19 protein-coding genes are annotated in these 23500 nt (G+C 42.8%); 15 read left to right on the top strand and 4 right to left on the bottom strand.

Annotated elements, in window-relative coordinates:
• Positions 1 to 13 precede the first annotated feature (13 nt).
• The 8 genes from nuoG to nuoN are packed head-to-tail and all read left to right on the top strand — an operon-like array spanning position 14 to position 9970.
• Positions 14 to 2737, top strand: coding sequence for an NADH-quinone oxidoreductase subunit NuoG (gene nuoG / locus M1E86_RS11575; RefSeq protein ID WP_213912535.1), 2724 nt, complete (start codon positions 14 to 16; stop codon positions 2735 to 2737).
• On the top strand, positions 2737 to 3714 hold the full coding sequence (gene nuoH / locus M1E86_RS11570) for an NADH-quinone oxidoreductase subunit NuoH (protein WP_004912244.1): 978 nt from the start codon (positions 2737 to 2739) through the stop codon (positions 3712 to 3714). The genes nuoG and nuoH overlap by 1 nt, the downstream gene beginning before the upstream one ends.
• A 14-nt stretch (positions 3715 to 3728) precedes the next feature.
• A complete protein-coding gene (gene nuoI / locus M1E86_RS11565) occupies positions 3729 to 4271 on the top strand; it encodes an NADH-quinone oxidoreductase subunit NuoI (protein WP_004259834.1) in 543 nt (180 codons plus the stop codon).
• Positions 4272 to 4283: 12 nt separating this feature from the next.
• The gene (gene nuoJ / locus M1E86_RS11560; protein ID WP_125891287.1) at positions 4284 to 4826 is read left to right on the top strand and encodes an NADH-quinone oxidoreductase subunit J; all 543 of its coding nucleotides are present in this window, start codon (positions 4284 to 4286) and stop codon (positions 4824 to 4826) included.
• Positions 4823 to 5125 (top strand): NADH-quinone oxidoreductase subunit NuoK, encoded by a 303-nt coding sequence (nuoK, locus tag M1E86_RS11555; protein ID WP_004921109.1) that lies wholly within the window; start codon positions 4823 to 4825, stop codon positions 5123 to 5125. Before nuoJ ends, nuoK begins: the two co-directional genes overlap by 4 nt.
• Entirely contained in the window at positions 5122 to 6963 is a 1842-nt protein-coding gene (gene nuoL / locus M1E86_RS11550) for an NADH-quinone oxidoreductase subunit L (protein WP_004259845.1), read from the top strand. The genes nuoK and nuoL overlap by 4 nt, the downstream gene beginning before the upstream one ends.
• Positions 6964 to 6982: 19 nt before the next feature.
• On the top strand, positions 6983 to 8503 hold the full coding sequence (gene nuoM / locus M1E86_RS11545; protein ID WP_125891285.1) for an NADH-quinone oxidoreductase subunit M: 1521 nt from the start codon (positions 6983 to 6985) through the stop codon (positions 8501 to 8503).
• Positions 8504 to 8509: 6 nt separating this feature from the next.
• A complete protein-coding gene (nuoN, locus tag M1E86_RS11540; protein ID WP_213912536.1) occupies positions 8510 to 9970 on the top strand; it encodes an NADH-quinone oxidoreductase subunit NuoN in 1461 nt (486 codons plus the stop codon).
• Between the two features lie 57 nt (positions 9971 to 10027).
• Here the strand turns inward: nuoN and M1E86_RS11535 are convergent, their stop codons facing one another.
• Together M1E86_RS11535 and M1E86_RS11530 are read right to left on the bottom strand one after the other, a co-directional pair.
• The gene (locus tag M1E86_RS11535; RefSeq protein ID WP_213912537.1) at positions 10028 to 11011 is read right to left on the bottom strand and encodes an alpha-xenorhabdolysin family binary toxin subunit B; all 984 of its coding nucleotides are present in this window, start codon (positions 11009 to 11011) and stop codon (positions 10028 to 10030) included.
• A gap of 11 nt (positions 11012 to 11022) precedes the next feature.
• Positions 11023 to 12231 carry an alpha-xenorhabdolysin family binary toxin subunit A gene (locus M1E86_RS11530; RefSeq protein WP_426099095.1) on the bottom strand — a complete coding sequence of 403 codons (1209 nt, stop codon included), beginning with the start codon at positions 12229 to 12231 and terminating at the stop codon, positions 11023 to 11025.
• Between the two features lie 741 nt (positions 12232 to 12972).
• Here M1E86_RS11530 and M1E86_RS11525 point away from each other — a divergent pair.
• From M1E86_RS11525 to menE, 6 genes are all read left to right on the top strand, one after another.
• Positions 12973 to 14298 (top strand): isochorismate synthase, encoded by a 1326-nt coding sequence (locus M1E86_RS11525; RefSeq protein WP_213912539.1) that lies wholly within the window; start codon positions 12973 to 12975, stop codon positions 14296 to 14298.
• A 127-nt stretch (positions 14299 to 14425) separates the two neighbouring features.
• On the top strand, positions 14426 to 16099 hold the full coding sequence (gene menD, locus M1E86_RS11520) for a 2-succinyl-5-enolpyruvyl-6-hydroxy-3-cyclohexene-1-carboxylic-acid synthase (RefSeq protein ID WP_125891280.1): 1674 nt from the start codon (positions 14426 to 14428) through the stop codon (positions 16097 to 16099).
• Positions 16099 to 16854: a 2-succinyl-6-hydroxy-2,4-cyclohexadiene-1-carboxylate synthase gene (menH, locus tag M1E86_RS11515; RefSeq protein WP_426099094.1), complete on the top strand. Its 756-nt coding sequence runs from the start codon at positions 16099 to 16101 to the stop codon at positions 16852 to 16854. Before menD ends, menH begins: the two co-directional genes overlap by 1 nt.
• A gap of 21 nt (positions 16855 to 16875) precedes the next feature.
• Positions 16876 to 17733 carry a 1,4-dihydroxy-2-naphthoyl-CoA synthase gene (gene menB / locus M1E86_RS11510; protein WP_125891278.1) on the top strand — a complete coding sequence of 286 codons (858 nt, stop codon included), beginning with the start codon at positions 16876 to 16878 and terminating at the stop codon, positions 17731 to 17733.
• A complete protein-coding gene (gene menC, locus M1E86_RS11505) occupies positions 17733 to 18704 on the top strand; it encodes an o-succinylbenzoate synthase (RefSeq protein WP_213912540.1) in 972 nt (323 codons plus the stop codon). Before menB ends, menC begins: the two co-directional genes overlap by 1 nt.
• Positions 18692 to 20101, top strand: coding sequence for an o-succinylbenzoate--CoA ligase (gene menE / locus M1E86_RS11500; protein WP_213912541.1), 1410 nt, complete (start codon positions 18692 to 18694; stop codon positions 20099 to 20101). Before menC ends, menE begins: the two co-directional genes overlap by 13 nt.
• 44 nt (positions 20102 to 20145) lie before the next feature.
• Here menE and M1E86_RS11495 read toward each other — a convergent pair whose 3' ends face one another.
• Positions 20146 to 21585 carry a catalase gene (locus M1E86_RS11495; RefSeq protein ID WP_185746869.1) on the bottom strand — a complete coding sequence of 480 codons (1440 nt, stop codon included), beginning with the start codon at positions 21583 to 21585 and terminating at the stop codon, positions 20146 to 20148.
• Between the two features lie 334 nt (positions 21586 to 21919).
• On the opposite strand from M1E86_RS11495, the gene M1E86_RS11490 reads away from it, so the two are divergent.
• The gene (locus M1E86_RS11490) at positions 21920 to 22462 is read left to right on the top strand and encodes a YfaZ family outer membrane protein (RefSeq protein WP_213912542.1); all 543 of its coding nucleotides are present in this window, start codon (positions 21920 to 21922) and stop codon (positions 22460 to 22462) included.
• Between the two features lie 103 nt (positions 22463 to 22565).
• Here the strand turns inward: M1E86_RS11490 and M1E86_RS11485 are convergent, their stop codons facing one another.
• Complete coding sequence (locus M1E86_RS11485) at positions 22566 to 23495, bottom strand: Rpn family recombination-promoting nuclease/putative transposase (protein ID WP_285315820.1); 930 nt, start codon at positions 23493 to 23495, stop codon at positions 22566 to 22568.
• Between the last annotated feature and the right edge of the window lie 5 nt (positions 23496 to 23500).

Raw genomic sequence — 23500 nt, 5'->3', positions numbered from 1 at the left:
AAGCATGCTGACTATGGCTACAATATATGTAGACGGCAAAGAATATGACGTAAACGGGTCTGAAAACCTGTTACAAGCCTGTCTTTCTCTCGGGCTAGATATTCCTTATTTTTGCTGGCATCCGGCGCTGGGAAGCGTTGGCGCTTGCCGCCAGTGTGCGGTTAAGCAGTATCAGAACGCAGATGACACTCGCGGTCGCCTAGTAATGTCTTGTATGACACCCGCAACGGAAGGGACTTACATCTCAATTGATGATGAAGAAGCCAAACAATTCCGTGAAAGTGTCGTGGAATGGCTGATGACCAACCACCCTCATGACTGCCCAGTCTGTGAGGAAGGCGGTAACTGCCATCTACAAGATATGACGGTGATGACCGGTCATAATATGCGTAAATATCGTTTTACGAAACGGACTCACATTAACCAAGATCTCGGTCCATTTATTAGTCATGAAATGAACCGTTGTATCGCGTGTTATCGTTGTGTTCGTTACTACAAAGATTACGCAGATGGCACGGATTTAGGGGTTTATGGGGCACATAATTATGTGTATTTCGGTCGTACTGAAGACGGTACGCTGGAAAGCGAATTCTCCGGTAACTTAGTTGAAGTTTGTCCTACTGGGGTATTCACCGATAAAACCCATTCAGAGCGCTATAACCGTAAATGGGATATGCAATTTGCACCGGGTATCTGTCAACAGTGCAGTATCGGTTGTAACACCAGCCCAGGTGAACGTTATGGTGAAATCCGTCGCATTGAAAACCGTTATAACGGCTCGGTAAACCACTATTTCCTGTGTGACCGTGGTCGCTTTGGTTATGGTTACGTCAACCGTAAAGACCGCCCTCGCCAAGCCGTACTCAATAAAAATGGCGTTAAGAACGTGATTTCGGCTATCGAAGCGATGCAAAGTGGTGCGCAAATTATCAATCAAGCGAAAAAAATGATTGGTATCGGTTCGCCGCGTGCTAGCGTTGAAAGCAACTATGCATTGCGTGCGTTAGTCGGCGCAGAAAACTTCTACTCAGGTATTTCTGCGGGTGAGCAAAGCCGTTTAGCACTGATGCAAAACATTTTGCAAAATGGGGGGATCTATACCCCAACACTGCGTGAAGTGGAAGGCTATGATGCGGTACTGGTACTGGGTGAAGATTTAACTCAGACAGGCGCACGTATGGCGTTATCTGTCCGTCAAGCAGTGAAAGGCAAAGCTCGTGAAATGGCGGCAGCACAGAAAGTGGCTGACTGGCAAATCGCGGCAATCATGAATATTGGTCAACATGCAAAATACCCACTGTTTATCACCAACGTTGATGATACTCGTTTAGACGATGTGGCTGCCTTTAATTACCGTGCACCAGTTGCTGACCAAGCGCGTTTTGGCTTTGCTATCGCCAATATGATTAACGGCGAAGCCCCTGCGGTGAATGATTTACCGGCAGACTTAAAAGCCAAAGTGGAAACCGTCGCTCAGGCATTAGCGGGCGCGAAAAAACCATTAATTATTAGTGGTAGCCACAGTGCAAGCGAGGCAATGATCCAAGCGGCCGCTAACGTGGCATTTGCACTGAAAGCGAAAGGTGCGAATGTTGGGTTATCTTACTTAGCGTCTCATGCTAATAGCTTCGGTCTGGCAATGATGAACGCACAACCACTAGACAGCGCATTAGCTCGTATTGAAGCGAATGAAGCTGATGTGGCTGTTGTTATCGAAAACGACCTGTACCGTCATAGCAGCGTGGATGCCGTCAATAGTGCATTAGCGAAATTGAGTCACTTGATTGTTGCGGATCATCAGCAAACTGACATCATGGATAAAGCAACATTAGTTCTGCCAGCAGCAAGTTTTGCTGAAGCAGACGGTACGTTGATTAACCAAGAAGGTCGCGCGCAACGTTTCTTCCAAGTTTTCGACCCAACGTATTACGACAAAGCTATCGTGATGAACGAAAGCTGGCGCTGGATGCATTCACTGCAAACGGAAGCGCAAGAGCGTGATGCAGATTGGTCTCAACTGGATCACGTTATCGCTGATTGTGTTGCCGCAATGCCACAATTCTCAGGTATGGTGGATGCTGCTCCGAAAGCATCTTTCCGTATTCGAGGTCAAAAGCTGGCGCGTGAACCACATCGTTACAGTGGTCGTACAGCGATGCTAGCAAATCAATCTGTCCATGAGCCTCGTCAACCGCAAGATATTGATTCTCCATTTGCTTTCTCAATGGAAGGGAACAACAGCCCAACCGCGCCACGCCAGCAAATTCCATTTGCATGGGCACCAGGTTGGAACTCACCGCAAGCCTGGAACAAATTCCAAGCCGAAGTGGGGGGACATCTATTATTTGGTGACCCAGGTATCCGTTTGTTCAATTCAACAGAAGGTAAATTGGCTTACTTCACTGAAATTCCAGCGGCTTATCAAGCCAGCGAAGCGCAGTGGGTTGTCGCACCTTATTACCACCTGTTCGGCAGTGATGAAATGTCACAGCGTTCAGAGGTGATCCAAGAGCGTATGCCAGAGCCATATATCATGCTGAACACGCAAGATGCTGCGTCACTCGGCCTGTCAGCGGGGACTAACGCTGAGTTTAGCTATGCAGGTCAAGCATTTAACTTGACTGTACGCCTCAGCAATCACTTGTCTACAGGTCAAATTGGCTTACCGTTAGGGATGCCGGGTATCGCACCTTCAATGGCTGGCGTGTCAGTCAATAATCTGCGGAGGGGAGCATGATGGATTGGATTTCGCCTGAAGTGATGGAAGTGTTAATTTCCATCCTTAAATCTGTCGTCATTTTATTGGTTGTTGTGACTTGTGGGGCCTACATGAGTCTGGGAGAACGCCGTATTCTCGGTCTATTCCAGAACCGTTATGGTCCAAACCGCGTTGGCCCATTTGGGATGGGCCAGTTAATCGCGGATATGTTCAAAATGCTGTTTAAAGAAGACTGGATCCCACAATTTGCGGATAAGAAAATCTTTACACTAGCACCCGTTATTGCATTTTGTTCATTATTCCTCGCGTTCGCTATTGTGCCTGTCAGCCCGACTTGGCACGTGGCAGACCTGAATATCGGGATTTTATTCTTCCTGATGATGGCAGGTCTGGCGGTGTATGCGGTGTTATTCGCCGGTTGGTCAAGTAACAACAAATACTCATTATTAGGTGCGATGCGTGCGTCAGCACAAACCGTGAGTTACGAAGTGTTCTTAGGGCTTTCTTTAATGGGTGTGGTTGCACAAGCAGGTTCATTCAACCTGATTGATATTGTGAACTCCCAAGAAGGCATGTGGAACATTATTCCTCAGTTCTTTGGTTTTGTGACCTTTGCGATAGCGGGCGTTGCGGTATGTCACCGTCATCCGTTTGACCAACCCGAAGCAGAGCAAGAGATTGCGGATGGTTACCACGTTGAATACTCAGGGATGAAGTTCGGTCTGTTCTTCGTCGGTGAGTATATCGGTATCGTAACGGTTTCAGCCCTGATTGTGACGCTGTTCTTTGGTGGCTGGCATGGTCCATTCCTGCCGTCATTCTTGTGGTTTGCTATCAAAACTGGCTTCTTCATGATGATGTTTATCTTGATCCGTGCCTCTTTACCGCGTCCACGTTATGACCAAGTGATGTCTTTCGGTTGGAAAATTTGCCTGCCGTTGACACTGCTTAATCTGCTGGGTACTGCAGCAGTGATTTTATACAACGCTCAGTAAGGGGTGATTGAACCATGACATTAAAAGAGTTATTGGTCGGTTTCGCCACCCAAGTACGTAGTATTTGGATGGTCGGCCTCCATGCGTTCGATAAACGCGAAACGCAAATGTATCCAGAAGAGCCGGTTTATCTGCCACCCCGTTACCGTGGGCGTATCGTGTTAACGCGCGACCCTGACGGTGAAGAGCGTTGTGTTGCGTGTAATTTGTGTGCGGTTGCTTGTCCAGTGGGTTGTATTTCACTGCAAAAAGCCGAGCATGAAGATGGCCGTTGGTACCCTGAATTTTTCCGCGTTAACTTTTCGCGCTGTATTTTCTGTGGTCTGTGTGAAGAGGCTTGCCCAACGACGGCAATCCAATTAACACCTGATTTTGAAATGGCCGATTGGAGACGTCAGGATCTGGTTTACGAGAAAAATGACCTGTTGATTTCAGGTCCGGGTAAATATCCTGATTATAACTTTTACCGTAAATCGGGTATGGCGATTGCAGGTAAAGACAAAGGTGAAGCGGATAACGAAGCGAAACCGATTAACGTCAAAGACCTGTTGCCATAAGGAGCGATATTCATGGAATTTACATTTTATATCGCCGGTCTAGTTGCCATTTTAGCAACTTTAAGGGTGATAACGAATACAAATCCGGTGCATGCACTGTTGTATCTGGTTGTTTCTCTGCTGGCTCTGTCAATGGTGTTTTTCTCCCTAGGTGCATATTTTGCTGGGGCGTTGGAAATCATCGTGTATGCAGGTGCCATTATGGTTCTGTTCGTGTTCGTCGTAATGATGCTCAATTTAGGGCGTTCTGTTCAAGAACAAGAGCGCGCTTGGTTGACGCCAAAAAACTGGATTGGCCCTGCGGTGTTATCCGCAGTTTTACTGGCTATCTTAGTTTACGGCATTACCTCGTTGTCTTATCAAGAAGGCATTGAGGGAACCATCATTGGTGCGAAAGAAGTGGGAATTAGCCTATTTGGGCCGTATGTTCTGGCTGTCGAATTGGCATCACTGCTACTGCTAGCGGGTCTAGTCGTCGCATTCCACGTTGGACGTGACCGTAAAGAAAACGGTGCTGATCTTGTCAGTGACCGTAATGCGGAGGAGCAAAAATGATACCTCTTCAACATGGTCTGATTTTAGCGGCAATTTTATTTGTAATGGGACTTAGCTGCCTTGTTATTCGCCGTAACTTGCTTTTCATGCTGATCGGACTGGAAATCATGATTAACTCAACTGCACTGGCATTTGTTGTTGCAGGGAGTTTCTGGGGGCAACCAGACGGCCAAATTATGTATATTTTGGCAATTGCACTGGCTGCAGCGGAGGCGAGTATTGGACTGGCGTTGTTACTGCAACTCCATCGTCATCGTCAGAACCTGAATATTGATAAAGTCAGTGAGATGCGCGGATGAACCTACTCTATTTAACTATTCTGTTGCCTTTACTGGGGTCGGTGTTGTTAGCCTTCTCCCGTGGACGCTGGTCAGAAAACGTTTCGGCCATTATTGGTGCGGGGTCGGTCGGCTTAGCGGCCATCGTCGCATTCTATGCTGGCAATGAATTTTTAGCTCAAGACGCAGGTAGCGTTTTCATCCAACCACTTTGGACTTGGATGTCTGTCGGTACCTTTAATATCCCATTCACCCTAATGTTAGATGGTCTGTCACTGACCATGTTAGGTGTGGTAACGGGGGTGGGCTTCCTTATCCACGTATACGCTTCTTGGTATATGCGTGGCGAGGAGGGTTACTCACGTTTCTTCGCTTACACTAACCTGTTTATCGCGAGTATGGTGGTCTTAGTCCTCGCTGATAACATGATGCTGATGTATCTCGGTTGGGAAGGGGTAGGGCTGTGCAGTTACCTGTTGATTGGTTTCTATTATACCAATCCAGAAAACGGTAAAGCCGCAATGAAAGCGTTCTTTGTAACGCGTATCGGTGACGTATTCCTCGCCATTGGTATGTTTATTCTGTGGAATGAGCTTGGCACATTGAATTTCAGCGAAATGGCGGTGTTAGCACCTCAGAAATTTGCTGAAGGTTCGAGTGCGATCAACTGGGCGACCTTGATGTTATTAGGTGGCGCAGTCGGTAAATCAGCACAGTTACCATTGCAAACGTGGTTGGCAGATGCGATGGCGGGTCCTACGCCAGTTTCAGCATTGATCCACGCCGCAACCATGGTAACGGCCGGTGTGTACTTAGTGGCTCGTACCCACGTTCTGTTCTTATTAGCGCCAGAAGTTTTACATTTAGTTGGCGTTGTGGGCGCGGTGACATTGGTACTGGCTGGGTTTGCTGCACTGGTTCAAACGGATATCAAACGTGTACTTGCATATTCCACCATGAGCCAAATCGGTTATATGTTCTTGGCACTCGGTGTACAGGCGTGGGATGCTGCAATTTTCCACCTGATGACACATGCTTTCTTTAAAGCGTTGCTGTTCCTGTCAGCGGGTTCGGTTATTTTGGCATGCCACCACGAGCAAAATATCTTCAAAATGGGTGGGTTGCGTAAGCAAATTCCATTTATCTACGCTGTGATGTTGATTGGCGGAAGCGCACTGGCAGCATTGCCACTGTTTACTGCTGGTTTCTACAGTAAAGATGCCATTTTGTGGGGTGCGCAGCTTGATGGACAAACTGTATTGTTGTGGGCCGGTATCCTCGGTGCATTAATGACCGCAATTTATACCTTCCGTATGATTTTCATCGTGTTCCACGGTGAAGCAAAAATCAAAGCGCATAAGGTTAAAGGCATCACTCACACATTACCACTGGGTATTTTGGCTATCCTTGCAACGTTTGTTGGTGCATTAATTCACCAACCACTCGAAGGGGTATTCCCTGCAGAAGCGGCTGGCAGTGAAGACGGTAAAGTCTTACTCGAAGCGATTTCTGGCGGGTTTGCTATCGCAGGTCTGTTGATTGCGGTATTCCTCTACCTGTTTAGACGTTCAATAGTCGATGCTATCGCAAAAACTGCAGTGGGTCGTTTCTTCAGCGCATGGTGGTATCAAGCGTGGGGCTTCGACTGGCTGTATGACGTAGTCTTTGTAAAACCGTTTAAAGGTATTGCATGGCTACTGGAAAGCGATCCGATTAACTCTCTGATGAATATCCCTGCACATCTTTCACGTTGGGCAAATAAAGGGCTTGCAGTGAGTGAAAACGGCCAAATCCGTTGGTATGTTGCCTCGTTGGGGCTGGGTGCAGTGCTGATTCTTGCTCTGCTGCTTTTGGTTTAATTAAGGGACACATTGCGCCATGCTATTACCCTGGCTAATACTCATTCCCTTCATCGGAGGCCTGCTAAGCTGGCAGGCTGACCGGTTCAGTCATCGCGCACCGCGTTGGATTGCACTGGCGACGATGGGAATAACATTGATACTTTCCGTGCAATTGTGGTTACAAGGGAATTACTCGCTTGTTAATCCACAAGGTATTCCACAATGGCAATCTGTTTTCTTGATGCCGTGGATCCCGTCATTGGGAATTGACTTTCATTTAGCAATTGACGGTTTATCACTGTTGATGGTCGTATTAACGGCTATCATGGGGGCTTTCTCGATTCTGAGCTCTTGGAGTGAAAACCAGAAGAACCAAGGTGCGTATCACTTTAACCTGCTGTGGATTATCACAGGGGTGATGGGGATTTTTACCGCGGTTGACCTGTTCTTGTTCTTCTTCTTCTGGGAGATGATGCTGATCCCAATGTACTTCCTGATTGCCAATTGGGGACACAAAGGGTCAGAAAACAGACAACATATCAAAGCTGCGACTAAGTTCTTCATCTATACGCAAGCGAGTGGTTTGATCATGTTGGTCTCCATCATTGGATTGGCACTAGCAAACTACAATACTTCAGGTGTATTAACATTCGACTATAACCAACTGCTGGGAGCAGAGCTCTCTAGCAACGTTGCGTTTATGTTGATGTTAGGCTTCTTTATCGCCTTTGCCGTTAAAATGCCACTGGTTCCATTCCATGGTTGGATGGCAGATACTCAGGAACAATCGCCAACAGCGGGTTCTGTAGATATCTCCGGTATCATGTTAAAAACCGCAGCATACGGTCTGTTACGCTTTACTTTGCCTCTGTTCCCTGAAGCCTCTATCCAGTTCACGCCAGTGGCGATGACGTTGGGTGTGATCAGTATCTTCTACGGTGCATGGTTGGCGTTCAAACAAACGGATATTAAACGTCTGGCGGCGTACAGTAGCTTATCCCACATGGGGTTTGTGACAGTCGCTATTTACGCGGGTTCAACCTTGGCTTACCAAGGTGCGGTGGTCCAGATGATCACCAACGGTTTGTCCGGTGCAGCCCTGATTATTATTAGTGGTCAGTTGTACGAACGCACACAAACCCGTGATATGCGTATGATGGGTGGATTATGGAAACGCATTAAATGGTTACCAGGAATGTCCCTGTTCTTTGCTGCGGCAACGTTAGGAATGCCAGGTACAGGTAACTTTATTGGTGAATTCATGATCCTGTTCGGTAGCTTCAGCCAATTCACGTTAGTGACCTGCATTATGGTCTTTGGTGTGGTGTTTGCGTCTATCTACTCACTGTGGATGATGCAACAGACTTACTACGGCACACCAAAATCAGAAAAAGAAATGAAAGGGTTAACGGCGCGTGAGTTTGGTGTGCTGCTGGCTCTGGCTGCTTTACTGGTTATCATTGGCTTCTATCCACAACCCATTTTAGATACATCAATGGGTTCAATGGAAACATTGCATAACCTGTATTCTGCTTCACTTACAACATTAGGGCTGTAATTCGCCATGACAATAACTCCTCAAGAACTGATCGCAATACTGCCACTGATGATCGTCGGGTTGACGGCAGTGGTTGTGATGCTGTCCATTGCGTGGCGACGCGATCACCTGACCAGTGCCGCGCTGACAGTATCTGGTTTTATTATTGCGTTGCTTTCACTCATTTGGGTGGCCGACGGCTACCTAATGGATGTGACTTCGCTTATCCGTGTTGATGGCTTTGCGCTGTTCTATAGTGCATTAGTCCTGATAGCGGGTATCGGAACGACTATCTTTGCTTACCACTGGTTAGAAGGTTTTGGTGATAATAGAGATGAGTTCCACTTGCTCGTTGCTATTGCAGTGGCGGGTGGTGTGCTGTTATCTATGTCAAACCATATGGCGTCGATGTTTATCGGTATTGAACTGATTTCATTGCCACTGTTTGGCTTAGTTGCCTATACCTTTGAGCGCAGTCGCACATTAGAAGCTGGGATCAAGTACATGCTGCTATCTGCAGCAGCGTCTTCATTCCTGTTATTTGGAATTGCGTTATTGTATGCAGAATCGGGTAGTTTAAGTTTTGCTGCGGTTGGTCAAAGTCTTTCTGATAACCAAATTCACGCACCTTTGGTGATGATTGGTTTCGGTATGCTCATTGTAGGCTTTGGTTTTAAACTGTCTCTGTTTCCATTCCAACTGTGGACACCAGACGTTTACCAAGGTGCTCCTGCACCAGTGTCAGCCTTTTTAGCAACGGGCAGTAAAATCGCTATCTTTGCCGTATTAGTACGTATCTTTCTGGAAGCACCAATCACCAATAGCAATACATTGTCGATTGTCATTTCAGTAATTGCGATAGCCTCTATTTTGTTTGGTAACTTACTGGCTATCACGCAAAAAAGTGCAAAACGTTTACTGGGTTACTCATCTATCTCACATATGGGATATTTATTGGTTGCTCTGGTTGCGCTTCGTATCGATCCGGTCGCTTCGCAAGTCACTATCGCAATCTACTTAGTGGGTTATCTATTTGCGAGTTTAGGGGCATTCGGTGTTGTGAGTATCATCTCAAGCCCTTACCGTGGTGATGACCAAGATGATTTCAGTGCATTCCGTGGGCTGTTCTGGCATAAACCTGTTCTCGCAACGGTAATGACGGTGATGATGCTATCACTAGCGGGTATTCCAATTACATTAGGCTTTATTGGTAAATTCTATGTGATTGCATCCGCGGTGAATGCAGAGTTATGGTGGTTAACAGGTGCTGTCGTTGTTGGTAGTGCAATTGGTTTATATTACTACCTACGCTTTATGGCTAGCCTATATAGCCGTGATGCAGAACATGCAGAACGTTATACAGGCCCTGAAAAAGCCACGCTAGGGACAGTGGTTGCTGTTATATGCGCCATTGCGGTTATCGTCTTTGGTGTGTGGCCACAACCCCTTATTGATATGACATCAACAGCGCTTGCTGTACTTAATTAATAGCTTCAAAAAATACTATTGTTAATAAACCGGTTACTTTAGAGTAGCCGGTTTTTTTTAATCAGGTAACTGGCGTTGATATTGATATTCCATGTCATCTAGGAATGACATAAGTACTTGACTTGCCATATTGATCTCTTGAATATTCAATGTTTTTTCAGACGATTTTTCATTAATGAAATGACACCATTCCGACCAATAATCTTTAATTAAACCTATCTGAGTGATAATTGACAGTTTTTGTGAGTCTATGATTGTTATTTGGTCAGCTAATAACATGAGTTGGGCTAGTTTAAATATCGTTTTATCAATGTGATTAACCTCTTCTTTTAACTCTAAAATTTGGTTTCCTAAATCTAATCTGACCTCGACAAGCTGTGCAAACTCTAAACCATCATCAATGACTGATAATAAATTCTTAATAAAGGCAACAGCTGATTTTAATATTTGTTTTTTATTCATTGGCATATCAATTGAATCAATTAATTCATCGTTTAATAAATGTTTTTTTAAAAAATCCGTGATTTTAGATTTTAAGATGATATCTTCTGCTGCGGTAATAACGGAGTGTTGTTGGTTGATTTCATTTATCTTTAAGATTTTATTGTTTTTAGATGTGACGAGAAGTTCTTTTTGCTCAGCATATTGATGTAATTTATGTTGATTGCTTTCTTCTAGGTGAATGAGTGATAAAGAATCAGTGGTATAACTGAATTTAGTGATTATTCTTTCCAGTTCTAATTTGAAATCAGTTAAATCCTCAATAAAACTTGTGACTAAAGATCCCTCTGGAATATTTGTATTTTCATTATTTAATTCACTTTTTAAAATGTAATTCAATTTTATTTTTAGCTTTGGTATCGAGTTTCTGATAGTCTCATTAATATTAAAGGTTTTACTTGCTATTTTTTGTATTTTACCGTGGATGATAAAATCATAATGTATTATATTTTTATTAAATGCGGAAATTTCATTTGACATATTCCTTAATTGATAAATATCAATCGGGGGCAATATGGGTAAGTCTAGCTTATCTTGCATATTAGTACCTTTTATTGAGGAGGGGTATTACTTAGTTGTGTTTCATCAAATAATTTTATTAAATGTGTTGAGTACTCTTGAATGGTATGCCATGATGCAATCACCCGTTTAAAATGGGTGATGAATTGAATAAGTTTGTCTGCATTATTAATTTTTTTGAAAACCTCGATTGATTGGGTTATTTCCGTGAGAAGAACGAGCCACATGTAGTCTAAATGGTCTACAGCGAGTCGGGCATCTTTAAAGAGACCATCAATTTTGTGAAGATTGATTTGAATGTCAAAAATGACTTTTTTGACAAATTCTTCTTTATTGATTTGATCGTTAATGGATTTTATTTCTGCTAATATTTCATTTTTTCTGGCTCGAATTTTTTCAGCCTTAGAGCCGAAAATACTGCCCGTAATAATGAGGCCGATGATACCACCCGCTAAGCCTGTGAAACTTAGCTTCACAAAGTGTGAATACTCTAGTTCTAGTTGCTGTAGCTCCTGTTTTTTCATTTTCAGTGATTCTTGTAAATAGGTATCTGTATTTTCACTATTAGCAGGTTCAAGTTGTTTATATAACCCTTTAATATTAAATAATAAAGATTCAACATGTTGATAATTATAGAGGTATCCTCCTGTAATATGTACCCTAAAATCTGAAATGATATTTTTAATATTACTTGTCTTAATGGATTGATCTTTAATATCATCTTTAATTAATTGCAAAATATTAATTAGTTCGGTAGCTATTTGTTGGTCATCATTTTGATAAAATATTTGATCTAACTCATTTTCATTAATGTCATTCAGACTATCTGATATTCTTCTCAAAATAGGCATGTGGTTTATATATTCAATAATTTGCCCACCTGTTTGAGTTATGTTTCGGCTAACGAGTGATAGGTTAATAGATTGTTCTTTAACATGTTGCTCGACATTGTCCCAGGTGTTGGCATGATCTCGAATGTTGATGATAGTATTAATTAATTCGTCTGTATCTATGGGTAAAGTGGTTGATGAGGTAATGCCAAACCATTTTAGAATGTCCTTTTTTTTCCAAGGTAAAGAGAGGGAAAAGTAAATGTGCCGACGTATACTCATTAAATCTTCTAATGTGAAAATACCGACTTCACGGGTTGAAAGTGCATCTTGATTCGTTAATAAGGCTATAGTTGTATGGCCTATATGTTCTTTTTCAATAATTCTGTCGTAATTTTCTTTTGTGTTCATTTTAAATTCCATGTTAATTAAGTTAAAGACAGTGTGCTAATTTTCATTAGCAATCTTGTATGCTTGAAGTGTCTATTTATTGTAAATGAAAATATAAATTTCATATTTGTTAACCTACTAGAAAATGACTGAAAGTTTTATACTAAAAAATGGAAAACAGAGCTAAAAAATAGCACTTGAAGAGGTTGGTATATGTTTAAAATATTATTGTTGTTTATATTTATTAATAAATCATTTATTTTTATGCTAAATAAAATGCTCAATAGAAATATCATGTTAATTAAAATACAAGATGGATTTCTTTTGGGATGAATAGGCTTTTCATGGCGTATTGACTTGACGAACAACAATAACTGCGTTTCAAAATGGAATTTTTTTTGGGTGAAAAACAAGCAGTTTAGGAAATAAAAATGAATAAAAGGGATGAAATCACATTTCACATTAATTAAATGAATAGAATACTGTGCAATATATATAATAAGCTATACTATCAATAGCCTGAAGGTCACTATGTGTGTAAACAGGTTTGTTTTGACGTAGTTGTTCTTGGCTATCGTCAATTGGGTTCTAAGTACTAAAATAGTGAAATATTATAAACAATTTTTTGATTGCCGGGGTTCGGCTTTTAGCGCGGAATGAGTGACATAGCATTTACTGTTAGTCATCAATGTATTAAAAATTTGTATTGCGCTATATAATAACGCGTAGTGAATTTGTGAGATGTAGCAGTGGGAATCTAAAGTGAACTATAAAAAATTTGATCGATTGATAACTGAAATTTTGGACCATTTGTCTACATTGACACTAAACACCAAAGCGTATACTCGTTTTGTCTGGCAGTTAGATGCGCAAACTACTTTCCCTGGTCTTTCATGGCTAGCGGCACAAGAAATCTACCCTCAATTTTACTGGTATCAACGGACGGGAGCCGAAGAATGCAGCGCTCTTGGAATGGTTAAGTCCTTTGATTCGATAGATACAGCACAAGCTTTTTTATCACAATATCCGAATGTGCCAGAGATGCGCCTATGGGGGCTTAATGGTTGGAATGCTGTTGGAGATGGAATCCCTGAAGAGATAAAACGCCAAGCAACTTTTTGTTTTTTGCCTCGAATTGAAATTCATCGGTTGCGTTCGACGATTAGCGTTAGTGTCAATATAGAAGGGGAAGAAGATCGCTTAAATGCTATCCATCTTTTACAGCAAGTAAAATCGGCTTCTCAAGAGACATTGACACTGGACGCCGATATTACTGCACAGGAACATATTCCTACGCATGATGAATGGTGCCGTTTATTAAATTGCGCTATTGATGACATGAAGTCAGGAAAAATGGAAAAAGTGGTTATGGCCAGGGAAACAAAACTCACCCTGTCTAAGCCAATTGCGGTTGCTGAGTTTTTAGCACAAAGCCAGCAGGTGAATCATCATTGTTACCATTTTATGATGGCCTTCAACGCACATTCAGGTTTTATTTCGTCAACACCCGAACGTTTATACTTACGTCAAGACGAACAACTGAACTCTGAGGCTTTAGCAGGAACCGTCGCTAATGACCCTGATGACATGGTCGCAGCGGAATACGCTAAATGGTTGATGGAAGATAAAAAGAACCAACATGAAAATTTAGTGGTTGTTGATGATATTTGCCAACAATTACAAGGAGCAGTGACAGGGGTTGATGTATCGTCGGCAAAAGTGATCCGCTTGAGAAAAATTCAACACCTTTACCGCTCAATTGTTGCGACATTAGTTAGCCCTTCTGATAGCGATTGTTTACAGCGTCTCCAACCCACAGCGGCGGTCTGCGGTTTGCCACGAAAGGTTGCACGGCAATTTTTAGCAGAAAATGAACCGTTTTCTCGTGGTTGGTATGCAGGAACAGGCGGGTTTATTAGCTTAAATAAAAGTGAATTCGCAGTCTCTCTACGTTGTGCACAGATAGAGGGAGCCCATGTCTCATTATATTCAGGCGCTGGCATTGTCAGTGGTTCAGACCCAGAGCAAGAGTGGATAGAAATTGAGAATAAAGCTGCTGGGCTAATGTCTTTATTTGGAAATAACTAAAAACCATAAAATAAAAATGGTTATTTTCTTTTTATTTCAATTAGTTCACCAAAAATTGTTCTGAGATCAAGAAATTTCTTTCAGCCAGTCTAAACTAATTGATAACTAATAATTTGCTGAGCATATTATGTCGAATTCTGCTTTTAATCTCCGTTGGGCTGAAGTAATAATTGAAGCACTATCTCGCCACGGAATGAAACATATCTGTATTGCGCCGGGCTCGCGCTCGACACCATTGACCCTTGCTGCCATTAGCCATGGGAAATTGCATTGCCATACCCATTTTGATGAGCGTGGTTTAGGGCATTTAGCGCTAGGCTTAGCAAAAGCCAGTCGTGAGCCTGTAGGGGTGATTGTGACCTCTGGTACGGCAGTCGCAAACCTTTATCCTTCTTTGATTGAAGCGGGTTTAACTGGTGAGAAAGTTATTTTTCTTACTGCTGACAGACCCCCTGAATTGATTGATTGTGGTGCTAATCAAGCTATTCGACAAACCCATATTTTTGCTTCCCATCCTACTCAAGCATTAATGTTACCAAGGCCGACACAAGATATTTCAGCTAAGTGGTTGGTAACAGCGATTGATAATGGCATGAATCAACTACACCATGGTGCATTTCATATTAACTGCCCCTTTGCCGAACCCTTGTACGGTGATATGGACGGGGAAGATGCATGGCAGGAAACACTCGGAGAGTGGTGGAATTCAAATCATCCGTGGTTAACCGAGCCATTAACGCATTCTGTTGCATTAGTTGCAGATTGGTATTTTTGGCGGCAGAAAAAAGGCATTGTGATTGCGGGACGAATGACCGCGAGCGAAGGTGAGTTAGTTGCCAAATGGGCTCAAGAACTCGGATGGCCCGTCATCGGTGATGTGCTCTCTCAAACGGGACAACCATACCCTTGTGCCGATTTATGGCTTCAACGCCCTGATACTCAACATATTTTAAAGCAGGCAGAATTAGTCGTTCAGTTTGGTTCAAGCTTAACGGGAAAACGGTTACTGCAATGGCAAGCCAATTGTGAACCGCAAGAGTATTGGATTATCGATTCGATACCTCAGCGGTTAGACCCAGCCAATCATATGGGAAGAAAGCTAACTTGCTCAATTAAAGGTTGGCTAGATAACCATCCTGCACAGCCGAGAAATTTGTGGTGTGAATCGCTGCTGACTTTAGCGCAAAAAACGCACCATCACGTGCGCCAACACTTGCATGAGCAGTTTTCAGAAGCCGCGGTGGCGCACCAATTACCTGAACTGCTGCCTCTTCGAGGCCAATTATTTGTCGGTAATAGCTTAATTGTCCGTTTGGTGGATGCACTGGCCCAACTTCCATTGGGTTATCCTGTTTATAGTAACCGAGGTGCGAGTGGTATTGATGGTTTGATTTCTACCATGGCGGGCGTTCAGCGAGCAACCGCACAGCCAACACTGGCTATCGTTGGAGATATTTCTGCACTCTATGATTTGAATAGTTTGGCGCTATTGCGAGAACCTTCCGCACCGACAGTTCTTATTGTTGTGAATAATAATGGGGGGCAGATTTTCTCAATGTTGCCTACACCAGATGAAGCAAGACAAAATTATTACTGTATGCCGCAAAATGTCAGTTTCGAGCCAGCGGCGAAAATGTTTGGCTTACAATATTGTGCTCCGACAGACTGGGGGACACTAAAAGAAACCGTACAACAATTTTGGCATCGTCAACAGGGCACCTTGCTGGTGGAATTACAGGTGGCAAGTGATGCAGGTGCGCGCACTTTAAAACAACTATTAAATGAAGTTGTGGATCTGTAATGTTATCCGCACAGAGACATCATTCTGCCTCATCCGCTCCTTGGATAATCTGGTTGCATGGTTTGTTAGGCAGTGCAGATGATTGGCTACCGGTGATTGAGCAAACAGGTGCTTTTCCATCGTTAGCTGTCGATTTACCCGGACATGGGGGTTCTCATTCAGAACCATGCCTAGGTTTTTCAGATTTTGATCAACAACTCAGCGCACTTTTACAGTATCATCAAATTAATGAATATTACTTGGTTGGCTATTCACTAGGCGCTCGGCTGGCGATGCATTTTGCCTGTCACTATCAACCTAACGGACTATTAGGGTTAGTGATTGAAGGTGGGAATGTAGGGTTAGCCAATGAACAAGAACGAACTGCTCGCGTTGCTAATGATGCGGCTTGGGCCCAGCGTTTTCGTTCAGAGCCGATTGACGAAGTGTTAGATGATTGGTATCAACAAACGGTATTTGCTGATTTGTCGGTGCTCCAGCGCCAACGTTTAATTCAATTACGTCGACAAAATAATCCGCAGAGTATTGCTGCTATGCTAGAAAATACATCATTAGCAAAGCAACCTTTTCTAGCGGACAAATTGCGTCAATTGACCTGTCCTTATCGCTATTTTTGTGGCGAAAAAGACCAAAAATTTCGAAGCGTTTCGCAACAATATACTTTGCCGTTAACGCTGATTGAAAATGCAGGGCATAATGCACATCGGGAAAACCCTATGGGCTATGCGGCTGCACTTCATCGTTTTTTATCATAAAGTGGTTAAAGGGATCTGATAATGATTTATCCAAGTGAAGAACAATTATACGCACCTATCGAATGGCAAGATTGCTCGACAGGGTTTGAAGACATTCGCTATCACAAATCCCCCGAAGGGATTGCAAAAATCACCATTAATCGTCCTGAAGTGCGCAATGCTTTTCGTCCACAAACCGTGAAAGAAATGATCCAAGCTCTATCTGATGCACGCTATGATGACCAAGTTGGAACTATTATTTTAACGGGCGAAGGTGAAAAAGCATTTTGTGCCGGTGGTGACCAAAAAATTCGTGGTGATTACGGCGGATATCGTGATGAAAGTGGTACACACCACTTAAACGTATTAGATTTCCAACGCCAAATTCGTACTTGTCCAAAACCTGTTGTCGCGATGGTCGCTGGTTTTTCTATCGGTGGTGGCCATGTATTACATATGATGTGTGACTTAACTATTGCCGCTGATAACGCAATCTTCGGCCAAACTGGGCCAAAAGTTGGTTCATTTGATGGCGGCTGGGGTGCATCTTATATGGCACGTATCGTAGGGCAAAAGAAAGCGCGTGAAATCTGGTTCCTATGCCGCCAATACAATGCACAAGAAGCATTAGATATGGGCTTGGTTAACACGGTTGTTCCATATGCAGATCTTGAAAAAGAAACGGTGCGCTGGTGCCGTGAAATGCTAGAAAATAGCCCGATGGCACTGCGTTGCTTAAAAGCAGCATTAAATGCGGACTGTGATGGACAAGCAGGTCTGCAAGAGTTGGCTGGTAATGCCACTATGTTGTTCTATATGACAGACGAAGGGCAAGAAGGCCGTAACGCCTTTAATGAAAAACGTGCGCCTGATTTCTCTAAATATAAGCGTAATCCATAATGCGTAAAGCCAAGATTTATTCGTTCAGCCTGCCGATGGAGGCAGGCGTTATCCTTCGTTATCAGCGGTTAAAAACGCGTGATGGGCTTTTGGTCTGTTTACAAGATGGGGATAACGAAGGTTGGGGAGAAATTTCGCCTCTACCTGAATTTAGCCGTGAAACATTAGAAGAGGCCACTGCCGAAACTATTGTACGACTGAATGAATGGGTGAAAGAAGGCAAAATTTCTAATAGTTTATTACCCTCAGTGGCTTTTGGCTGTAGTTGTGCTATCGCGGAGCTAACAGGGGAACTTCCCGAACAAGCGGATTACCGCAAAGCACCTTTATGTAGTGGTGATCCTGACGATTTAATCTTAAGCCTTGATGCAATGGAAGGTGAGAAAGTCGCTAAGGTTAAAGTCGGTTTATATGAAGCAGTTCGTGATGGTATGGTGGTTAATCTGTTACTAGAGGCTGTTCCAGAACTGAAATTGCGTCTGGATGCAAATCGCAGTTGGACTCGAACAAAAGCCGACGGTTTTGCTAAATATGTTAACCCTGACTACCGTGACCGAATCGCTTTTTTGGAAGAACCGTGTAAAACTCGTGAAGAGTCACTGCAATTTGCAGCAGAAACTGGCATTAGCATTGCTTGGGATGAAAGTGTACGTGAAGAAGGCTTTATGGTAGAGGCACAAGAAGGGGTGTCTGCGATTGTGATTAAACCGACCCTGACAGGCAGCTTGTCTTATTGCCGTTATTTGGCGGAAGAAGCCCATCGCTTAGGGTTACAAGCGGTGATCAGCTCATCTATTGAAAGTAGCTTTGGCTTAACACAACTTGCTCGTATAGCACACTGGTTAACCCCAAATACCATTCCAGGCTTAGACACAGTATCACTTATTCAATCTCAATTGGTACGGCCTTGGCCACAATGTGATATTCCGCTTCAGCAGTTAGATGATTTAACGCTTGTATGGCAGAGTTAGCACAATTTAAAGATTGGCCTTGGCAACATTGGGCCAATCTTCGTCCGAACTCAATCGCTCTAGTCACAGAGTCCCAAAGTATGACTTGGGAAAGTGTCAGCCAACAAATTACTGACCTCAGTACTTACTTTTCAATGCAAGGTGTAGAGCAGGGGCAGTGTATTGTTCTGCGTGGAAAAAATTCAGTTGAGTTATTGCTGAGTCAACTGGCTCTTATTGCGTGTGGTGCTCGTGTTTTACCACTAAATCCTCGCCTCCCAGAACGGTTATTAGCAGAATTATTACCTCATCTGAATATTAGTGCGGTAATTGATTTTACTGATGAATCAAATCTATTAGCAAATTATCGTAATTTAGATTATCAGCTCTATTATCATTTTATTGGTGATGAAGAGGTTGCTCTAACTGTTTTTCAAGAGGCTATTCAGCAGCCTGCCACATTGATTTTAACATCGGGGTCAACAGGCCTACCTAAAGCTGCCGTTCACAGTGTTGCTGCGCACTTAAATAGTGCTGAAGGTGTTGTTAATCTAATGAATTACCAGCAAGAAGATTGCTGGTTACTGTCGTTGCCGTTATTCCATGTCTCTGGTCAGGGTATTGTTTGGCGTTGGCTTCTGAAAGGGGGCTCACTTGCGGTAAAAGATCTTCCTTTGGCTCAAGCATTACATGAAGTTACTCATGCCTCTTTGGTACCAACCCAGTTATGGCGGTTATTAAATGATAAACGGGTGGTGGAGCTTACGCTAAAAGCTGTTTTATTGGGCGGAGCCAGTATTCCTTCAACGTTAACGGATCTTGCTCAACAACATGGTATTGCTTGTTGGAGCGGCTATGGCATGACAGAAATGGCTTCTACAGTTTGTGCTAAACGCGCCAATGGTAAAAAAGGTGTGGGCCTGCCGCTAAGTGGCAAGCAGGTTAGATTGGTCGATGATGAGATCCAAATTAAGTCGCATAGCCAAGCCCTTGGTTATTGGTTTAATGGTGAAATAAAGCCACTAAATACATTAGAGGGTTGGTTCAAAACCAATGATAAAGGTGCTTATATTGATGGGGAGTATCAAGTTCTTGGGCGCTTAGATAACTTATTTATCAGCGGCGGCGAATGTGTGCAACCAGAAGATATCGAAGCGGTGATTAATAGCCATCCAGCGGTCAGTCAAAGTTTTATTATACCTATTGATGATGTGCAATTTGGGCAACGTCCTGTCGCGGTTATTGAGGCAGATGAGTCAGTGGATTTAAATCGGCTGGCGGATTGGTTAAAAGATAAACTCGCTCCATACCAATATCCTATGGCATTTTATTATTTAGACCCTGAATTGAAAGCAGGGGGAATAAAAGTGTCTAGGCAACAAGTAAAAAAATGGTTATTAGCGAAAATAAAAGAATAGGGCGAAATAGTGGCGGGGTTATCCCCACCACGTAATGAATTACACTATTTTAGTGCTTTTAACGCTTTTTCAACACCCGCACCGTATTCAGGATGAACTTGTTTAAATAACTCGATTTGGCGCACTTGTGTGGCTTCAGTCGCGTCAATAAGTTCACCGGCAATACGTTTAAACATACGTTGGTGTTCTGCATCATCTAATAACTCATATAATGCACGTGGTTGGCTGAAATAGTCTTGGTCTTCACGGTGATCCCAATGGTCAGCTGCACCTTCAATAGATAATGGCGGTTCGCTAAAGTCCGGTTGTTCTTGGAATAAACCGGCTTCATTTGGCTCATAGGTCACATGGTTGCCGCTATTACCGTCAACGCGCATTGCGCCATCACGGTGGTAATTATGGAATGGGCAACGAGGAGCATTCACTGGGATTTGATGATGGTTGACACCAAGGCGATAACGATGAGCATCTCCATAGGAGAATAAACGGCCTTGTAGCATTCTATCCGGTGAGAAACCAATACCTGGAACCACATTTGCAGGGCTAAAAGCGGCTTGTTCTACATCAGCAAAATAGTTATCCGGATTACGATTAAGTTCAAAATATCCGACATCAATTAATGGGTAATCTTTATGTGGCCAAACTTTAGTTAAGTCAAATGGGTTATAAGGAACTTGAGAGGCTTCTTTCTCTGGCATAATTTGTACTTGCAAATTCCAGCGCGGGAAATCCCCTTTTTCAATTGATTCAAACAGATCGCGCTGTGAACTTTCTCTATCTTTACCAACTAATAGCTCAGCTTGTTCATCAGATAGATTCGCAATGCCTTGTTGGCAACGGAAATGGAATTTGACCCAGAAACGTTCATTATTACTGTTAATGAAACTGTATGTATGGCTACCAAATCCATGCATATGACGATAACTTTGTGGAATACCACGGTCACTCGCATCAATGGTTAATTGGTGTAAAGATTCAGGCAACTGAGAGAAAAAGGCCCATTTGTGTTCCATTGTACGCAGGTTAGAGCGCGGGTCACGTTTCACTACATGGTTTAAATCAGGGAATTTTAATGGGTCGCGGAAATAGAATACTGGGGTGTTGTTACCCACCATATCCCAGTTACCTTCTTCAGTATAAAATTTTAATGCGAAACCACGAATATCACGCTCTGCGTCAGCAGCACCACGTTCACCTGCAACGGTAGAAAAACGAGCAAACATTTCTGTTTTTTTGCCGACTTCAGAGAAAATTTTTGCACGCGTATAGCGGCTAATATCATGGGTTACGGTAAACGTACCGAAAGCACCAGAACCTTTTGCATGCATGCGTCTTTCAGGGATCACTTCACGGTCAAAATGGGCAAGCTTTTCTAAAAACCAAACATCCTGTAATAACATTGGGCCACGTTTACCAGCTGTCATCACATTATTATTATTGGCGACCGGTGCGCCCGAGGCGGTAGTAAGGCCTTTCTTTTTCATCACAATGCTCCTTTGGTTGGATTAAATGACTACACAAACCTAACTAATAAGTTAATTTTTTGTAAGAAAATAAAAAACTCAATATAATGAACTTATAATTCAGTATAGTTATTATGGAATTAATTATCTAATAAATATAACCAATTACTGTGATTACAGGCGAAAAACATGTATTTATCGTGTTTTTTTGCACTGAATGTTTTTATGCGTGAAATTTTGTAATGAATAAAGCAAGCTTTTATAGAGGCTATAGCGTAAATCTAAGTAAGATTGGCTGAAAATAGGGTAGGATTCGCGTAATATCTATAGGTAATAATATCAAGAGGATGAAACAATGCGTAAATTATTATTATTGGCAGCTGCGATGTCACCATTATTCGTTGGAACCGCACATGCAGTTTCAGTCAGCGCACAAGCGGGGGAACATTATACTGAGCTGTCAGCAGGGTTAGGTAACCAAAATGCAGGGTTAGCATTTAATGGTTCTTGGGCTCGCAGTGATCATGATGGGCAAACGGGAAGTATTGGTGCCACATTTGGCTTACCTGTTGGGCCTTTCTCTGCATTCGTTGGTGGTAAGGGGTTATATTTATCACCTGATCATAATAGTAGCGGTTCTGCATTAGCTGTAGGTGGCGGATTAAATTGGCAGGCACTGCCTTCACTGAACATTTACGGTGAAGCTTACGGTGCTCCAGAGCAACTGACTTCAGGCAGCAAATCGTATGTCGAAGCCAAAGCAGGAGCTCGTTATACTGTATTTAAGCCATTATCTATTGATGCAGGATATCGCTTGATCGAAATGAAAGGGACGCATGGTAAGAGTAGCGACAAGCTTGCCGATGGTTGGTATGTTGGTGCAGGGCTATCTTTCTAATTCGTTGTAATATATTTACAGTTCCTAGTCGTGACATGGCTAGGAGCTGGCTGTGATACCTTTAGCTCAATAAGAAATAACTCAAAGAGGTATCCACCAGAAACTAACCTTGTTTAGTTTTACTTAAAGACATGAGTGTTTCGCGGCTTAGTCCAGTGCATTCAACGATAATATCCAGACTAATACCATTCTTAAGAAGGTGGCGTGCCATTGTTATTTGGGCTTCTTGGCGGCCTTCCACTCTGCCTTCTTGGCGACCTTCCATTCTGCCTTTGTTCTGTAAACGCAGTGCGATATTCATAATAGCTCCCTTATGTTTTTCTGTTTTTTCGCTCAATGCTTGAATGATATGTTCGAAATTAGCAGAATCCAAAGCAATGAACAGATAATTGATAATAGTAATGATGTCATTATCGTTATTATAGTGTTTATTGAGTGCTTGCGCCAAGAGCGGGAGTACCTGCTGAAATTCATCCCGTAAGTGCTTATGTTTCATTGCTAATTCCATTATTGCAATCTTTCGATGATTAACTAATTCATTATCATCTATGATAGTTATATCGACTAATGGAAATGGTTGAGTGTAAAGATTATTAGCGATATCAGGGAAAGGGAAACAGTCAGTCCAAAGTTGGCTATAAGGATAAGGCGAACGACCGCCATGGTAGAAAAGGATAGGGACGACAAGGGGCAATTTCTTATTTCCTTGTTGCATATGCTGATTCATGGCTAAAAAAGCATAATGCATCAGACGCCATGCCATCAGTTTATCAGGCGTTGATTGGTGTTCAACTAAAAGATAAAGGTATCCTTTTCCTTGTGTTGTTTCTACTGAATATAACACATCTGATAATCGCGAGCGGAGTTGCTCATCAATAAATGAGGCATTTGTAAGTGATAACGTATTGAAGTCACACAATGATTTTATTTGTGCAGGCAAATAGATATCAAAAAAATCTCGTGCATTTTCGATATTCGTCATGATGCCTTTAAAAGCCGCATCATGAATGTTGGATACTTGTTTTTTCTTCACCTAAT

Origin of the sequence: Providencia sp. PROV200 (assembly GCF_049901995.1) — a bacterium.
GTDB classification, from domain to species: Bacteria; Pseudomonadota; Gammaproteobacteria; order Enterobacterales; family Enterobacteriaceae; genus Providencia; species Providencia rettgeri_E.
The sequence above is the reverse complement of the archived record's forward strand: the minus strand, read 5'-3'. Positions and strand labels throughout refer to the sequence as shown.

What these genes read in the sequence shown, in the direction of transcription:
- nuoG (WP_213912535.1), top strand. Translation starts at nt 14, where the DNA reads ATGGCTACAATATATGTAGACGGCAAAGAATATGACGTAAACGGGTCT.
- nuoH (WP_004912244.1), top strand. Translation starts at nt 2,737, where the DNA reads ATGGATTGGATTTCGCCTGAAGTGATGGAAGTGTTAATTTCCATCCTT.
- nuoI (WP_004259834.1), top strand. Translation starts at nt 3,729, where the DNA reads ATGACATTAAAAGAGTTATTGGTCGGTTTCGCCACCCAAGTACGTAGT.
- nuoJ (WP_125891287.1), top strand. Translation starts at nt 4,284, where the DNA reads ATGGAATTTACATTTTATATCGCCGGTCTAGTTGCCATTTTAGCAACT.
- nuoK (WP_004921109.1), top strand. Translation starts at nt 4,823, where the DNA reads ATGATACCTCTTCAACATGGTCTGATTTTAGCGGCAATTTTATTTGTA.
- nuoL (WP_004259845.1), top strand. Translation starts at nt 5,122, where the DNA reads ATGAACCTACTCTATTTAACTATTCTGTTGCCTTTACTGGGGTCGGTG.
- nuoM (WP_125891285.1), top strand. Translation starts at nt 6,983, where the DNA reads ATGCTATTACCCTGGCTAATACTCATTCCCTTCATCGGAGGCCTGCTA.
- nuoN (WP_213912536.1), top strand. Translation starts at nt 8,510, where the DNA reads ATGACAATAACTCCTCAAGAACTGATCGCAATACTGCCACTGATGATC.
- M1E86_RS11535 (WP_213912537.1), bottom strand. Translation starts at nt 11,011, where the DNA reads ATGCAAGATAAGCTAGACTTACCCATATTGCCCCCGATTGATATTTAT.
- M1E86_RS11530 (WP_426099095.1), bottom strand. Translation starts at nt 12,231, where the DNA reads ATGAACACAAAAGAAAATTACGACAGAATTATTGAAAAAGAACATATA.
- menD (WP_125891280.1), top strand. Translation starts at nt 14,426, where the DNA reads ATGTCGAATTCTGCTTTTAATCTCCGTTGGGCTGAAGTAATAATTGAA.
- menH (WP_426099094.1), top strand. Translation starts at nt 16,099, where the DNA reads ATGTTATCCGCACAGAGACATCATTCTGCCTCATCCGCTCCTTGGATA.
- menB (WP_125891278.1), top strand. Translation starts at nt 16,876, where the DNA reads ATGATTTATCCAAGTGAAGAACAATTATACGCACCTATCGAATGGCAA.
- menC (WP_213912540.1), top strand. Translation starts at nt 17,733, where the DNA reads ATGCGTAAAGCCAAGATTTATTCGTTCAGCCTGCCGATGGAGGCAGGC.
- menE (WP_213912541.1), top strand. Translation starts at nt 18,692, where the DNA reads ATGGCAGAGTTAGCACAATTTAAAGATTGGCCTTGGCAACATTGGGCC.
- M1E86_RS11495 (WP_185746869.1), bottom strand. Translation starts at nt 21,585, where the DNA reads ATGAAAAAGAAAGGCCTTACTACCGCCTCGGGCGCACCGGTCGCCAAT.
- M1E86_RS11490 (WP_213912542.1), top strand. Translation starts at nt 21,920, where the DNA reads ATGCGTAAATTATTATTATTGGCAGCTGCGATGTCACCATTATTCGTT.